Origin of the sequence: Olsenella sp. oral taxon 809 str. F0356, from assembly GCF_000233535.1 — a bacterium.
Classification (GTDB): domain Bacteria; phylum Actinomycetota; class Coriobacteriia; order Coriobacteriales; family Atopobiaceae; genus Olsenella_I; species Olsenella_I phocaeensis.
On the sequence record NZ_JH376563.1, the window covers coordinates 265,028 to 279,290 of the forward strand.

16 protein-coding genes and 1 pseudogene are annotated in these 14,263 nt (G+C 58.7%); 12 read left to right on the plus strand and 5 right to left on the minus strand.

Translation table 11 applies throughout. The features are described from left to right. Positions 1-16: 16 nt before the first annotated feature. The 3 genes and pseudogenes from HMPREF1008_RS11020 to HMPREF1008_RS01155 all read left to right on the plus strand — a co-directional run. Positions 17-229: pseudogene (locus tag HMPREF1008_RS11020) on the plus strand (IS3 family transposase); the annotation flags it as partial. 11 nt (positions 230-240) lie between these two features. After that, complete coding sequence (locus HMPREF1008_RS01150; RefSeq protein WP_255348648.1) at positions 241-858, plus strand: IS3 family transposase; 618 nt, start codon at positions 241-243, stop codon at positions 856-858. Between the two features lie 28 nt (positions 859-886). Beyond that, a complete protein-coding gene (locus HMPREF1008_RS01155) occupies positions 887-1,087 on the plus strand; it encodes a hypothetical protein (protein WP_156797570.1) in 201 nt (66 codons plus the stop codon). Positions 1,088-1,178: 91 nt separating this feature from the next. Here HMPREF1008_RS01155 and HMPREF1008_RS01160 read toward each other — a convergent pair whose 3' ends face one another. Genes HMPREF1008_RS01160 through HMPREF1008_RS11025 form a run of 3 tightly spaced genes read right to left on the minus strand, consistent with a single transcriptional unit; the run spans position 1,179 to position 3,255 of the window. Then, positions 1,179-2,150 (minus strand): TlpA disulfide reductase family protein, encoded by a 972-nt coding sequence (locus HMPREF1008_RS01160; RefSeq protein ID WP_009278013.1) that lies wholly within the window; start codon positions 2,148-2,150, stop codon positions 1,179-1,181. 24 nt (positions 2,151-2,174) lie between these two features. After that, the gene (locus HMPREF1008_RS01165) at positions 2,175-3,098 is read right to left on the minus strand and encodes a 4Fe-4S binding protein (RefSeq protein WP_009278014.1); all 924 of its coding nucleotides are present in this window, start codon (positions 3,096-3,098) and stop codon (positions 2,175-2,177) included. Beyond that, the gene (locus tag HMPREF1008_RS11025) at positions 3,091-3,255 is read right to left on the minus strand and encodes a CD1871A family CXXC motif-containing protein (RefSeq protein ID WP_051317818.1); all 165 of its coding nucleotides are present in this window, start codon (positions 3,253-3,255) and stop codon (positions 3,091-3,093) included. Before HMPREF1008_RS11025 ends, HMPREF1008_RS01165 begins: the two co-directional genes overlap by 8 nt. Positions 3,256-3,328: 73 nt before the next feature. Between HMPREF1008_RS11025 and HMPREF1008_RS01175 the strand changes: the two genes are divergently transcribed. Both HMPREF1008_RS01175 and HMPREF1008_RS01180 read left to right on the plus strand, forming a co-directional pair. Continuing rightward, on the plus strand, positions 3,329-4,000 hold the full coding sequence (locus HMPREF1008_RS01175) for a response regulator transcription factor (RefSeq protein ID WP_009278015.1): 672 nt from the start codon (positions 3,329-3,331) through the stop codon (positions 3,998-4,000). After that, positions 4,001-5,131: a HAMP domain-containing sensor histidine kinase gene (locus HMPREF1008_RS01180; protein WP_009278016.1), complete on the plus strand. Its 1,131-nt coding sequence runs from the start codon at positions 4,001-4,003 to the stop codon at positions 5,129-5,131. It begins immediately after the preceding gene. A gap of 318 nt (positions 5,132-5,449) precedes the next feature. Here the strand turns inward: HMPREF1008_RS01180 and HMPREF1008_RS11030 are convergent, their stop codons facing one another. Then, on the minus strand, positions 5,450-5,989 hold the full coding sequence (locus HMPREF1008_RS11030; protein WP_009278017.1) for a DUF47 family protein: 540 nt from the start codon (positions 5,987-5,989) through the stop codon (positions 5,450-5,452). Positions 5,990-6,526: 537 nt separating this feature from the next. On the opposite strand from HMPREF1008_RS11030, the gene HMPREF1008_RS01190 reads away from it, so the two are divergent. The 7 genes from HMPREF1008_RS01190 (at position 6,527) to hxlB (ending at position 12,775) form a co-directional block, all read left to right on the plus strand. Then, the gene (locus HMPREF1008_RS01190; RefSeq protein ID WP_083823449.1) at positions 6,527-8,563 is read left to right on the plus strand and encodes a BglG family transcription antiterminator; all 2,037 of its coding nucleotides are present in this window, start codon (positions 6,527-6,529) and stop codon (positions 8,561-8,563) included. 234 nt (positions 8,564-8,797) lie between these two features. Continuing rightward, positions 8,798-9,253 carry a PTS sugar transporter subunit IIA gene (locus HMPREF1008_RS01195; protein WP_009278019.1) on the plus strand — a complete coding sequence of 152 codons (456 nt, stop codon included), beginning with the start codon at positions 8,798-8,800 and terminating at the stop codon, positions 9,251-9,253. Positions 9,254-9,286: 33 nt separating this feature from the next. Next, complete coding sequence (locus HMPREF1008_RS01200) at positions 9,287-10,630, plus strand: PTS galactitol transporter subunit IIC (protein WP_009278020.1); 1,344 nt, start codon at positions 9,287-9,289, stop codon at positions 10,628-10,630. Between the two features lie 115 nt (positions 10,631-10,745). Further along, positions 10,746-11,030 carry a PTS sugar transporter subunit IIB gene (locus tag HMPREF1008_RS01205; protein WP_009278021.1) on the plus strand — a complete coding sequence of 95 codons (285 nt, stop codon included), beginning with the start codon at positions 10,746-10,748 and terminating at the stop codon, positions 11,028-11,030. 1 nt (position 11,031) lies between these two features. Further along, complete coding sequence (locus tag HMPREF1008_RS01210; RefSeq protein ID WP_009278022.1) at positions 11,032-11,547, plus strand: YjbQ family protein; 516 nt, start codon at positions 11,032-11,034, stop codon at positions 11,545-11,547. A 2-nt stretch (positions 11,548-11,549) separates the two neighbouring features. Further along, complete coding sequence (gene rpe / locus HMPREF1008_RS01215; RefSeq protein ID WP_009278023.1) at positions 11,550-12,218, plus strand: ribulose-phosphate 3-epimerase; 669 nt, start codon at positions 11,550-11,552, stop codon at positions 12,216-12,218. Next, entirely contained in the window at positions 12,215-12,775 is a 561-nt protein-coding gene (gene hxlB, locus HMPREF1008_RS01220; RefSeq protein ID WP_009278024.1) for a 6-phospho-3-hexuloisomerase, read from the plus strand. Before rpe ends, hxlB begins: the two co-directional genes overlap by 4 nt. 121 nt (positions 12,776-12,896) lie before the next feature. Here the strand turns inward: hxlB and HMPREF1008_RS01225 are convergent, their stop codons facing one another. Further along, positions 12,897-14,192: an IS256 family transposase gene (locus tag HMPREF1008_RS01225; protein ID WP_050796579.1), complete on the minus strand. Its 1,296-nt coding sequence runs from the start codon at positions 14,190-14,192 to the stop codon at positions 12,897-12,899. Positions 14,193-14,263: the final 71 nt, after the last annotated feature.

Genomic DNA, 14,263 nt, shown 5'->3' on the forward strand with positions numbered 1-14,263 from the left:
CTTCAAGGTGAATATGATGGCAAGACTTCTAGAGGTGAGCAGGTCTGGCTTCTACGAATGGGAGAGGAGACGTGGCTGGGAGGATCTGTGGGCAGGGGTCCGCGAGGCTGCAAGGCGCGTCTGGATCGAGTCTGATGGCCGCTTCGGTTTCCGCTTCGTGCATGCCTGCCTTCCCGATAAATTCTCACACCTGACACCCTACAGGGTGCGCAAGCTCATGCGCGAGCTGGGCATACGTGGCTGCACCCCAAACACAGGCAAGAGGACAACTATCCAGGACCCCAGAGTGAAGGGCAAAAAGACCTCATCAGGCGCGACTTCACGGCCCCGGTGCCTACCGTCAAGCTCTGCGGGGACATCACCTGCCTGCGCACGGGCGAGGGCTGGCTCTACCTGGCAACCGTGATCGACCTTGCCACCCGCATGGTCGTGAGCTGGTCGATGTCCGAGCGCATGACGGCCGACATCGTCGTTGCCGCCTTGGGAAACGCCAAGGGGCGCGGATATGTGGCCAAAAACGCCGTATTCCACTCCGACAGGGGTTCCCAGTACACCAGCCGAATGCTTTTGGACTGGGCCGAAGAAAACAACGTAAGGCTCTCATGCTCTAGGACCGGCAACTGCCACGACAACGCGGTGGCAGAATCCTTCTTTGCGACGTTGAAGAACGAGATGTATTACAGACGCAGCTTCAAGACCAGGGCCGATGCTAGGCGGGCGGTTTTCAACTACATCGAGGTTTTCTGCAACCGCAGAAGACCCCATTCGACGATGGGCTACCAGGTACCCGGCGAGCTCATGGACACCTTCTTCGCGAGGGCCGCCCCGGGCTGGGGGAAGCTGCCCATAGCAGCGTGAAATCCCCCACTTTCCCGTGTCCGAAATCTTGGCACAGGTCATTCCGAACATCCTGACAAGAACTGCCGAGGAGAGCGACCAGGTGCTCCTGCTGAGCGGAAAGAACATCCGCATCGAGTGCCTTGACGGTAGACTGCAATGCGGGCACGACGGGGGCGACGGGCCAGAGCTACCCATTGACCTGGTCATCCTGCCTCAGCGCGTCAGAATCTTTGCTCTGAGGGGATAGTGCGGGAGTATCTAGACAACAGTGCGGCTGCGCGGTGGTGTGCCACGCAGCCGCAGATGCTAAGCTCATTGCGTTATATTGTCGTCGAACCCTACTTTGTGCTGTTTGCAATCGCCTGATCAATCAGCTTGTCCAGTGCCTCTCGCTGCGCAGCAGACGTGATTGCGCCTACGATTGGCTCTCCCACGATGTTGCCTTTGCTATCAACAACGTAGGTAGTCGGGAAGGAAAAGAGCCCCGAGACAAGCTTGCCTGCATCGCTATCCGTCTTGAACCAGACGTTTTTGTATGTAATACCCTTCTTCGATAGGACATCCTTAGCGTCCGATATCTCACCCTGGTTGCCGTCGAGCGTAAAAGAGTTAACACCTACTACCTGGCCGCCCTTTTCGGCAAGCTTCTTGTGAAGCACCTCCAGCTCTCCAAGCTCTTCCACGCACGGCTTGCAGCTGGTAAACCAGAAGTTCATCACAGTCACCTTGCTCTTTGAGAAAAGCTCATCGCTGCTTACGTCGTTGCCATCGAGATCTTTGCCCTTAAAGCTGGGGAACTTGGTGGACTTACTTGTATCGCCTGTCATTCCCGCGCTCGACGCATCAACACTATCGCCTGATTCAGGTGCTTTTACGCAGTCGGGGAACTTCTTTTTGAGCGCCGTAAGTTTATCCTCAATCTTTTTGATCTGCTCGGCCCCTGTCTTAAGCACGTTGAACTCGTCAGTCGAGAACTTATCCTTGGCACTTTCCACAGTAGAAAGCAGGAACTCACCGTAATTTGAGCCGTTCCCTATCATCGAGGAATCCTTGTTTGCCTCAGCAAATACCTTTTCCCACAGCTCCTTGTCGCTTGAGAAAATGTCGTTTTCCTTTTGCATGAGCCTGTTGTACAGATCGGTCGCTTCCCCGGCGTTCTTTGGCTCCTCTGCAATAAAGGCCTCGATGTCCGCATCGCTTCCTGCTGGCTTTCCCTTATCAGCTCCGGGCGTCGAGCAGGCTGCAAGACATAACACCAGCGCAGACATCACCAGTGCGACTGCAATCTTTGGTAGCTTCATAACACTCATAACTTTCCTCCGTTTTCTTAAAACCTAAATCTTTGCTTTTACGTGCTGCTTCTCCTCGCGTGGTTGAGAAGACTGCTTGTCCGGCAGGCTTAAGCCGTAGCGAAACTTAACGGCACCAACGGGACAGGCGCTTACGCACTTGCCGCAGCGAATACACTCGGCATGGTCGGGCGACCGCGTGACATCAACGTCCATCTTGCACACCCTTGCGCACCTGCCGCACGAGACGCACTTATGCTGGTCAACGCGCATCCCTAGCAGGGATACCTTATTCATGAGCGCGTACCATGCGCCAAGTGGACAGATCCATTTGCAAAAAGGACGATAGAAGAGCACGCTTAGCACAACCACCATCACCAAGATGATGAGCTTCCAAGTAAACAGCCGGCCTAAAGCAGAGCGTATGCCGGCGTTAACGATAGACAGTGGGATTGCGCCCTCAAGCACCCCCTGCGGACAAACGTACTTGCAAAAGAAGGGGTCGCCCATTCCCATATCGTTTACGACCAGCGCGGGAAGCAAAACTACAGCAAGCAGCAGCACGGCGTACTTCACATACCTGAGCGGCTTGAGCTTTTTTGTCGATAGCTTCTTGCCGGGAATCTTATGCAGCAACTCCTGCAACCAGCCAAACGGACACAAAAACCCACATACGAAGCGTCCCAGCAGCACGCCGATTAAAATCAGCGTTCCCGTCACGTAATAGGAAAAGTTGAACTTTGAGGAACCCACCACCGCCTGAAACGAGCCTATGGGACACGCGCCCGAGGCCGCCGGACACGAATAGCAGTTGAGGCCAGGCACGCAGACCGTTTTGCCCGCACCCTGATAGATGCCGCCCCTGACGAAATTGGGCAGGTGGACATTGGTGAGCAACGTCGCCGCCGCTTGCACCCAAGAGCGAAAACGGCTCAAAAGATGTGAGGCGGAGTTTTTTTTCTTATCCAATTCCGATACACTCCAAGCATAATCTGATAGCCTTAGCCAACACGGCGTCTGCCTCGCCGCGCATAACGCCAAAGCACACCATAGTTATCCCGATGACCAGCAAGGCAAGCTGAGCTATGGGTTTTATTGCTTTGAACAATTTGGTTGCTCCTTTCACCTTGCGTACCATTGGACCATACTGGCCATAAAATCTTTGTTAAGCGTGAAAAGACCTGCACGAGGAGAGCGTCATGCGTATTTTGGTTGTCGAAGACGAGCGGGTGCTGTGCGACGCGATTGCGCGCAGCCTGCGAAATCTTGCCTATAGCGTTGATTGCAGCTACGACGGGCGCCAGGCCTTAGAAATACTTGCTGTCGAGAGCTTTGACCTTGTCGTGCTCGACCTCAACCTTCCCCATGCCGACGGCATGACCGTGCTCAAAACCCTTAGGAAAGATGACCGAGAGACCAAGGTGCTCATCTTGTCAGCCCGCTGCGAGGTCGCCGACAAGGTGGCGGGCCTGGACGCAGGGGCCAACGACTATCTGACCAAGCCGTTTCATCTGGATGAGCTCGCGGCGCGGATTCGCAGCCTGACGCTCAGGCGCTTTACACAAGACGATGTCGTGCTGACTTGCGGAAGTCTTTGCTTCAACACCAAGTTGCGCATGGCGACCGTCGGCGATGAGGTCTTGTCTCTGACCCGCAAGGAAATGGGAATCCTAGAGCATCTCATGCTCAACCAGGGGCGCCCGATAAGTCAGGAGGAGCTCATCGAGCATGTGTGGGACGGGAGCGTGAACAGCTTTAGCAATTCGGTGAGGGTACACATCTCGTCGCTCAGGAAAAAGCTGCGCTGCGCCTTGGGGCACGACCCCATCCGCAACCGCATTGGAGAGGGCTATGTAATGGAGGAGGTCTAAGTGAAGCGACTCTCGCTGCAATGGCGCATTACGCTGATGACGGCGCTGGTTTTGTGTCTGACCTGCGTGCTCATGAATTGCCTGATCGGCTACTTAGGCATGCGCTCCATGGAGTCGATTGGCATCGGCCTGACAGCCCGCGACAACATCAACGGGGGCGACCCCACGTCGTTTGACCCGGCGAGTGAGGAGATAGACCACGAGCTCACGATCGTCGTGAGCGATGCGCAGGGGTCCTTTAGCACGGCCAGCTGGTGCATAACGGCAGCAATGACGCTGTTTGGAGGCATCCTGGCGTATTTTGTAAGCGGATGTGCACTCAGGCCGCTGAGGTCCTTTGCGACTCAGGTCGAAAACGTGCGACCCGACAATCTGGCTGACATGAAAATCACCGAGGATGTACCGTCGGAGCTTGGGCGTTGCAGCGCATCATTCAACGACATGATCGACCGCCTTGACGAGGGTTTTGCCGCGCAGCGGCAGTTCACGGGCAACGCCGCGCACGAGCTGCGGACGCCGCTGGCGCTGATGCAGGCCCAAATCGAGCTGTTTTGCTCCGAGCATCCCGACGCGCAGCCCGACACGGCTAGCCTGCTCGGCTCGTTGCAGGAGCAGACCGAGCGAATGTCTCAGATGACAAGGACACTGCTCGAGATGAGCGAACTTTGCAGCGTCTCCTGCAACGACATCATCGAACTTGCACCGATGGTCGAGGAGGTTCTTACCGACCTTTCCCCCCTTGCCGAGCAAAGGGGCATCGCCCTCACATGTGATGGAGAAGCCCAGGTGCCTGGCAGCGACACCCTGCTGTATCGCATGCTGTTCAACCTGACCGAAAACGCCATACGATACAGCCGCTCCGATTCCACCGTCAGCGTCTCCGTCTGCGCGAAGGACGACCGCGCTCTCGTGCGAGTGGAAGACAGCGGACCTGGGATACCCAGCCAGTACCAAAAGAGCGTCTTTCAGCCCTTCTTCCGTATCGACAAGTCGCGTAGCAGGACATATGGCGGAGTTGGCCTCGGCCTTTCTCTGGTCTGGGAAATCGTCGCCCTTCACGGCGGCACGATAGAGGTGGAAAAGAGCTCCGAGAACGGGACCACCATGCTTGTAACACTTCCACGTAGGTAAGTGCTGCTACATGGCAATCGCACCCGATGGTTGCCGAAGCAGGTAGACGCTTGGCATGTGCCAACAGCGCGCAAATTCCGCTTTGTCAAAATAACGGTAGTATTTTAATATTTACTTCCGTAAAAGAATAGGAATTAGCATTAAATCCTCTGGGAGGAACCATGTGGCCGAGCATTACATATGAGAAGTGCGCATGAGACAGGGACTACGACGAGCTCGCACTCATACCCAAGAGTCGTAGGCGCAAAATCCTGCCAACCTACGAAGCGGCAGTCCCTGACCTGTGCCAAGATTTCGGACACGGGAAAGTGGGGGATTTCACGCTGCTATGGGCAGCTTCCCCCAGCCCGGGGCGGCCCTCGCGAAGAAGGTGTCCATGAGCTCGCCGGGTACCTGGTAGCCCATCGTCGAATGGGGTCTTCTGCGGTTGCAGAAAACCTCGATGTAGTTGAAAACCGCCCGCCTAGCATCGGCCCTGGTCTTGAAGCTGCGTCTGTAATACATCTCGTTCTTCAACGTCGCAAAGAAGGATTCTGCCACCGCGTTGTCGTGGCAGTTGCCGGTCCTAGAGCATGAGAGCCTTACGTTGTTTTCTTCGGCCCAGTCCAAAAGCATTCGGCTGGTGTACTGGGAACCCCTGTCGGAGTGGAATATAATGTCTGCCAAATCAAGCGCGCTAGGACGTACTTCATCAACATGAAAAATCGTTAGACGCTGAACAACCCCGTACATGGAGTCAACAATATCGTCCATCTTGTGTGCCAATGCTGCGATATCCTCGCGATCAAAAGGCGTGATAAAGGACTGCGCGAGCTCAACCATAATGGCACGTACACATGCGTCGCAAGTATGCTCCATATCGCGAAACTCCTACACACGCACACTTTCGGGCGAGAAATTGTAAATGATGTCTTTATACAGGTCTGCGGCAGCAACAACGTTGGTACCAAAATCATCAATCAGACGATAAAAATGTCTTCGTGATGCTTCATTCGGCTCATACAGCCTCCATTACACGCGGTTAGCGAGCTTGAATATGGTATCAGGTCACACATACCTTCAGTGCACGGAAATGTCTTTACCCGCAATAATTCTCATTTTCGATATTGTTTTAAAAATACGCAGCACAATATGAACATGCTTATATGGAAGCGCTATATGAAAACCTTGCATCGAGGCACGAAGGTATGAGGAATCACTGAAAAGCGGATCTGCGTGTAGTCTTGTTTTATGTCCTGCTGTGGCCAAAATAGCCTACCGTTTGACCCCTCTTCGCTCTGAGGGCCGATTTGCGCCATTTGATGAAATTTATATTGATGCATTTCTGCTGGTAGAAAGCTTGTTTTGAAAGTAATGAGAGTCTGAGGGACTTCGAAATCCTCGGTGCCGGCCTCGATGGCCCGACTCTTCGGCTGGGATATAATCCGAATACTTGATATCACGTCGAGTTGGGCTGCGGCGTGTGCGGGGTCACCGGCTCGGGAGGATGGGGTCGCGTTGTTGCAGCGACGGATTGAGCTCTTACGTATGTTGTGTGACGCGGAAGGCTACTTGCCGGCCTCCCATTTTGCGAGGGCCCTCGGCGTATCGAGCAAAACCATCTACACCGACGTGTCGGAGCTGCAAAACTTCTGCGACGCTCACTCCGTCGACCTGATCAAGAATCCCCGCAACGGCATTCGGCTGGAATGTGACGATCCACAGCTGCGGCATCGCCTGGTGGCAGAGGCGGCGGGCGAATCCTTTGACGACCCGCTTTCACTCGAGCGGCGCCGCGTCGAGCTTGCGCGCAGGCTGCTTGTCGAAGGCCAGACGCTCCACCTTGAAAACCTGGTTCGGGAGTTCTACGTCGCAAAGACCTCGCTTTATTCCGACATACGCTGGCTCGATGGCATTGCCGTGAGGGCGCATGCGCGCATCATCTCGTCTACGGAGGGGGTTGAGGCGAAGGGAACTGAGGAGCAGCTTCAGATGGCTGCCAGGGAGCTTGTGTTGGACACTGCCGCTGCGCAGGGCATGGACTACGCCGCCGTCTTGGCGCGCATCGCCGACCACGACATCGCGGAAGCCGTGATACGTCTCCTGACGTCGGATTACGCTGACCTTACCGACCAGGTGTCGGAGCACTACTTGCGTTCGCTGGTCACGCTGGCCGCCCTGCAAGCATCTCGCCTGCGGCGCGGCGCCCGCGTTGTGCCCGACCAGGAGTACCTCTTCAACAACATTCGGTATATGGAGACCTTCGTCATCGCCAACAGCATCGCGGGCACGTTGCGCGAGCGGCTTGGCCTTGACTACCAGCCTGGCGACATCGAATATCTATCTCGCCAACTCTTTGCGCATCGCATTACGGCTGCGTTGCCGGTCGGCGATCAAGAGTACGACTCCCTCGTAAGGCATATGGTCAGACGCGTGGGGGAGATGGAGGGCATTGACCTGACGCACGACCAGCAGCTGCATCAAGCGTTGCTTTACCACGTGTCGGCTATGGTCGTGCGGCTGCAACGAGGCATCCGCATCGAGAACCCCCTGAAGTCTGATATACGCCGACAGTACGGTCAGCTTTTCAGCGTGCTGTGGGTAGCGCTCTCATTCATGGAGCGTGACTTTGGCATCGTGCTCAACGACGATGAAGTTACCCTGCTGCTCGCCCACTTCCAGGTGGCCATCGAGCGAACCTCCCAAGCGCGCAACATCGTGGTCGTATGCCAGTTTGGCCTCGCTACAAGCCAGATGGTACGCGAGCGCGTGCGTCAGTATCTCCCAGCCAAGGACAACGTCGAGGCTTCCTCCCTTCAACACCTTATCAAGAACACAGACGGCGTGGACATGGTCATATCGACGCTGGACCTGACATCTCAGAATCTCTCCATTCCGTGGGTCAGGGTCAACCCCCTAGTCACGACCGAGGACCTTGTGAGCGTCATGCGTACCTACACAGAGAAAGTCATCGGGCCCCAAGACGCGGCACCCACGGCTCTGGAGGAGGTTTGCGCACCTCGCTTTGCCAGCTACCTAAGGCCGGACCTCGTCTCTTTGGGCGAGGATTTCGCGACAAAAGACGAGTGCCTCGATGCCATGCTCTGCCAATTGGAGACCATGGAACTCGTCCAGGACGGGTATCGCAGGTCCATCTTCGACCGCGAGCAGATGGGCGCGACGGCGTTGGAGAGCGGCGTGGCCATTCCACATGCGGCTCCCGAGGAAGTGCGGGAGTCGAGCGTTTCTGTAATGGGCCTCTCTCAGCCGCTTGACTGGGATGGTGTGAGCGTGGAGCTGGTGATTCTGGTGTCGCTGGCCGAACAGGACGTGGACGACTTCCGTGACGTCATCACCGAGGTTTACAAGATGACGGGCACCCACGAGCTTGTGCACGAGCTTGCCAGCGTCCCCTCGGCCGAAGAGTTCGCGAGCGCGTTCCAGATTCCGTAGCCCGGTTTGGACCATCTCGGTCCCAAGACCATAAAATTGCAGGTAGCACTAGCCGACACCGACTTCCACATTATTTTGGAAGTCGGTGTAATTCCCTTTAGGCACCGTCGCTCTTACCATGAAATCGCGAAAAGGAGAGGCCACTTCCCAAGCAAGGACCCGCACGCCAGATTCACTGCAGGAGTCGCATGCAACAGCAGGCCACCATAAGATTTCAAAGTAAGGAGCACGAGGATGTTTTTCGACCGGAACATGTGTCTTCTCGGTCTTGACGCAACGGACCAAGACGATCTCTTTACCCAGATGGCTGGGGCGCTGCAGGAGGAGGGCATTGTGAAGCCCAGCTACCTGTCGGCTCTCAAGGAGCGCGAGGCCGTCTACCCCACCGGACTGCTCATCGATGGCACGGGCTTTGCCATTCCCCACTGCGACTCCGCGAACGTCAACGTCTCGCAGATTCTCTTCGGGCAGCTTGCGCACCCCATCGAGTTTGCCGACATGGGCGACCCCACTCACCGCATAGACGTCAGCCTGGTGTTCATGCTCGCCATGAGCCAGCCGCACGAACAGGTTGATACCCTGAGCAACCTGTTCGGTCTGTTCCAGAACACCGAAGTCGTCGAGCGCCTCAAGGTCTGTAAGAGCCGAGAGAACTTCGCCCAGATTCTCGCGGATGCCAACCTGCGATAAGACTCACGTCAACCCAAGAAAGGAACAACGCTCATGGACGTAATCATGAATGCATTGCAGTGGTTCATCGGACTCGGATCGACTGTCTTTCTGCCCATCATCATCTTCGTCATCGGACTCATCTTCGGCGTCAAGCCATCCAAGTCCTTCATCTCGGGCATCACGGTTGGCATTGGCTCCATCGGTTTGGGTCTGGTGATTGACCTGCTTTCTGGCAGCCTTGGCTCGGCAATCCAGTTGATGGGTCAGAACTACGGCACCTCACTCTCCATCATGGACATCGGCTGCGGCGTGGGTGGCCCACTCGCCTTCTCCACCACGACCGGCATCCTGCTCATCCCTATCTCGCTCCTCGTGAACTTCGCCTTCATCGCCCTCGGCCTCACCCGCACACTGAACGTGGACATCTGGAACTTCTGGTTCCCCGCTTTCCTGGGCCTCGTCGTTCAGAGCGTCACCGGCAGCTTCATCACCGGCGTCTTTGGCACCGTTGTCGCCGTCATGCTCCAGTGGCTCCTCGCAGACCTCTTTGCAGATAAGATCAGCACGTTCTTCGGCTACCCTGGCATCGCGATCACCCACATGATGGCTCTCTCTGGCGTTGTGTTCGCCATTCCCATGAACTGGATCTTCGATCACATCCCCGGCCTCAAGAATGTCGACGCAGACGCCGAGTCCCTGACCAAGCGCTTCGGTATCTTCGGTGACACCGTCGTGATGGGCCTTATCATCGGCATTATCGTCGGTATCCTGGCTGGCTACGACGCGGCCGGCGTGCTCGGCCTCGGTATGTCCACCGCCGCCGTCATGAAGATCATGCCCAAGATGGTTGCCATGTTCATGGAAGGTATCATGCCCATCGCCGAGGGCGCCAAAGACTTCGCCAACAAGCACATGCACGGCAAGAGCGTCAACGTCGGCATGGATGCTGCCCTGACTGTCGGCCACTCCACCGTCATGTCCTGCGCCCTGCTCATGGTCCCCATCTCCCTGGCTCTCTCCTTGGTCCTGCCCGGCGTCAAGATCCTGCCCTTCGGTGACCTCGCCTTCTTTGCCTTTGTCATCTGCCTCATGATCCCGTTCTTCAACGGCAACGTGGTCCGCTCCATCCTGGGCTGCACGCTCTACATGATCACCATGCTCTACCTCTCCACGTGGCTCGCTCCCGTCGTCACCAGCGTCTTCAAGCTCGCCAGCTTCAACGTCGGCACCACTGGCCTCGTAAGCTTCGTCACCGCCGGTCTGTGGCCGGTCGTCCTGTTCACCTTGGCCGCCCAGCACCTCGGCGTCGTCGGCCTTGCGCTGATCGCCGTCGCAGTCGTTGCCATCATGTTCTACGTGAACAAGGTCCGGGCTCCCAAGCAGGCTGAGGCCTAACCTCTCTGGCAACTCCCAACAACAATCAAGTAAGCACCAAACAAGCGTTTAAGGAGTCCACAAGGGATTCAGCCATCGATGAGCCTGCGGGCCCAGAAAGAAAGGAAGTACCATCATGAAGAAGCTCCTCATCGTCTGCGGCGCCGGTCACGCAACCTCCACCATCGCAGTCGCCAAGGTCAGCGAGTGGCTCAAGGCCAACGGCTATGACAGCCAGGTCAAGATCTACCAGTCCAAGATCGCCGACGAACTGAACCGCATCGACGATTACGATGCCGTCATCTCCACCACCATCGTCCCCGACTCCATCAAGGCCAAGGTCATCCCCGGCCTGGGCTTGCTCACGGGCATGGGCGTGGATCAGATTTACTCCTCGCTCGTGGAGAGGCTGGGGCTCTAGGATGACGGTTTTCCACGACACGCTGCAGGTGCGAACGGTCACCGGCAGGAACTCCTACCACGACATTCGCGAGCAGCTCAACGAGGCCGTGGCCGCCTCGGGCATCAAAGACGGTAGCCTGACGGTCGCAAGCGCGCACACCACCTGCTCCCTCTTCTTTGACGAGACCATGCATGACCGCAACTTCTTCGGCGACGAGTTCCTGTGGCAAGACATCAACGAGGCCATGGACAAGATCGCGCCGCCCATGCAGTGCGAGGGACAGTACCACAGTCCGGGTCCCGAGCACATCGCCTTCGGCCTGTCCCTCTCCGACCCCTCCTACCCAGCCGAGAAGTGGGTGATGCTCAACACCGACGCCCACCTCAAGGCCTCGATCTTCGGCTCTGCGTCTCTCACCTTCATCGTGCGTGACGGCGAACTGCTACTGGGCCCCCTGGGTCGCGTGTACTTCGTGGACTGGGATCGCCTGCGCGAGCGCACCCGCACCATCAACGTCATGGTGATGGGAGAGTAACGATGAAGGTTTCCCCGTCCCTTTATGGCGCCGGCCTTGCGGACCTCTGCGGAACGCTCGGCATGCTCGGCTCGGCCGGCGCCACGCACGTCCACGTGGACGTAATGGATGGCCACTTCGTGCCCCGTCAGGACTTCGGGCCGAGCGTGGTGAAGGCGGTGCGTGGCCTCACCGACCTTACGGTGGACGTCCACCTCATGGTGGAGCATCCGGAGCGGTGCCTTGGCGAGTACGTCCAGTCTGGTGCAGACATCGTGACGGTCCACCACGAGGCGACTCCCCACGTATACCGTTGCCTGCAGCAGCTGCATGCCGTGGGCGTCAAGGCGGGGGTCGCGCTCAATCCGGGTACCTCGTCGGCGATGATCGGGTCGTACGCGGACCTGCTGGACCAGGTGCTTGTCATGACCTGCAACCCGGGGGTCGGCGGGGAGTCGTTCATCAGGGCGATGACCCGCAAGGTGGCCGAGGTCGCGGAGCTGCGAAAGAGCCTCGGGGCACACTTCCAGATCGAGGTGGACGGCGGTGTGGACGCAGCTTCTGCGCGGGAGTGCGCCAAGGCCGGCGCGGACATCGTGGTGTGCGGAGGCTACATCTTCGGCGCGAATGATCCCGCCCAGAGAATCCGCGAGCTTCTGCAAGAGGACGGACGAGAGGAGGACGGACTATGAGCGATACGATACGGGTCATGTCCCTTACCGGCGCGGTGCTCAACGAGCTGGAGGCGAACGCCCAGGGCCTGCACGACGCAGACTTCGCCGGTCTGTACCAAGCCATCAGCGAGGCAGGCCATGTGTTCTGTGCCGGCAAGGGCCGCAGCCTCATGGCGATATCCGCCTTCTGTAATCGCCTGGTGCACCTGGGCTACCCGGCAAGCCTGGTCGGGGAGATCAGCGCCCCGCACGCCGACCCGGACGACCTCCTTGTCGTGGGTTCCAGTTCGGGCGAGACGGACGCCCTGGTTTCCTTGGCGCGCACGGCAAAGCGCGAGGGAGTGAGGGTTGCGGTGCTCACCTCAACGCCAGACTCCACGCTCGGCAGCATGGCAGATGCCGTGGTGTACATTCCCGGCGCGAGCAAGCTGGCTGGCAGCTCCTCAATCCAGCCGATGGGCGCATCGTTCGAGCAGCTGCTATGGATCAGCCTGGATGCCCTGGTGCTTGGCATCATGGAGCGGACAGGGACAACTGGCACGCAGATGTACGCGCGGCATGCAAACCTGGAGTAACCAGAACTGCCAAGCAACGGGTTGTGTGCACTGCGTCCTCGCGGTAGTGTCGGGAATGTTGGTGTAACGGCTCTTCCGTAGGCGAGTCGGCCATCACCAGAATCTTCGATCCCCGCCTATCCTACGCCGCCTCCAGCATGTCTGCAAGCTCCAGGCTGGCCTCGATGGCCTGCCTGGCCACTAAGCGGAACCCCTCGAGCTGCTCCTCGGTCAGCGGCTCCCCGTTCGCTCCCCTCTGCCTCTCGTCATAGAGCTCGGCCATCCTGGCCTCGGAGAAGTAGCGCGCATCCGACCACGCCTCGTCCATGTCGCACATGACCGCGCCGGCCAGGCGCTCCAGCGAGGAGGCCGAGGGGAAGACCTGCACCACCCGCGACCTGCGCTTGATCTCGCGATTGGCGCGCTCCTGCACGTTGTTGGTGCGCAGGCGCTTCCAGTGGCTCGGCGGGAAGTCCAGGTAGGCCAGGGCGTCCGGCTCGGTCCCCTCGAGGACGGCCGCGGCCTCCGGGCAGCACGACCCGAGCACGTCGACCGCGAGGTGGTAGGCGGCGCGCACGGCGCCGGCCTCCTTCAGCCTGAAGACCGGGGCGACGATCCTGGAGACCCGCCTCGAGAGCTGGCGGGATCCGGCCGCGCGGGCGCAGCCGCGCATGAGGTGGACGACGCAGCGCTGCCAGGCGGCGCCCTGGAAGACCTCGGACACGGCCCTTACGAGCCCGGGGTGGGCGTCGGAGGTCACGAGCCCCACGCCGCGCACCCCGCGGTCCCTGACCTTCCGCAGGAAGGCCAGCCAGGAGTCGTAGGCCTCGGTGTCCACGACGCCGAGGCCGAGCACCCGCCGCCAGCCCCCCTCGTCGCAGCCGATGGCCGTCACGACGGCGGTGGAGGCCACGCGCCGGTCGCGCCTGCACTTGACGTAGGTGGCGTCTATCCACAGGTAGGGCGTGCGCGGCTTTCCGAGCGGGCGCGTCACCAGCTCCCCCACCTCGGCGTCCAGGTGCCCGCATATGGCGCTCACCTGGTCCTTCGAGAGCCGCTCGACGCCCATGGCCTGGGCCACCTTCTGGACCTTCCTGGTGCTCGTGCCGGTGGCGTACATCTCCGCGACGGCGGCCACGATCGCCCTGTCCACCCTCTGGTAGCGCTCGAGGACGTCGTCGGGGAAGAAGCTGCCGGACCTCAGCTTGGGGACGCGCAGCGTGAGCGTTCCCACGCACGTTGTGAGCTTGCGCTCCCTGTACCCGTTCCTGCTGTTGCCCGTGGCCGCGCACATCTGGTCGGCCTCGGCGCTCATGATCTCGTTCACGATCGACTCGGCCAGGGAGCGCAGGAGCTCCTGCATGTTCACGAAGCCGTCCTCGAACCTGGGGATGGCCAGCGCCGCCTCCGGCGTCCTCACGTCTGCTATGCTTTCCATTGCGGTCATTGCCTTTCTCTAGAACCTGATCTGTCGTGATTTCAGATTCTAGGCAATGGCCGTTTCCCTTA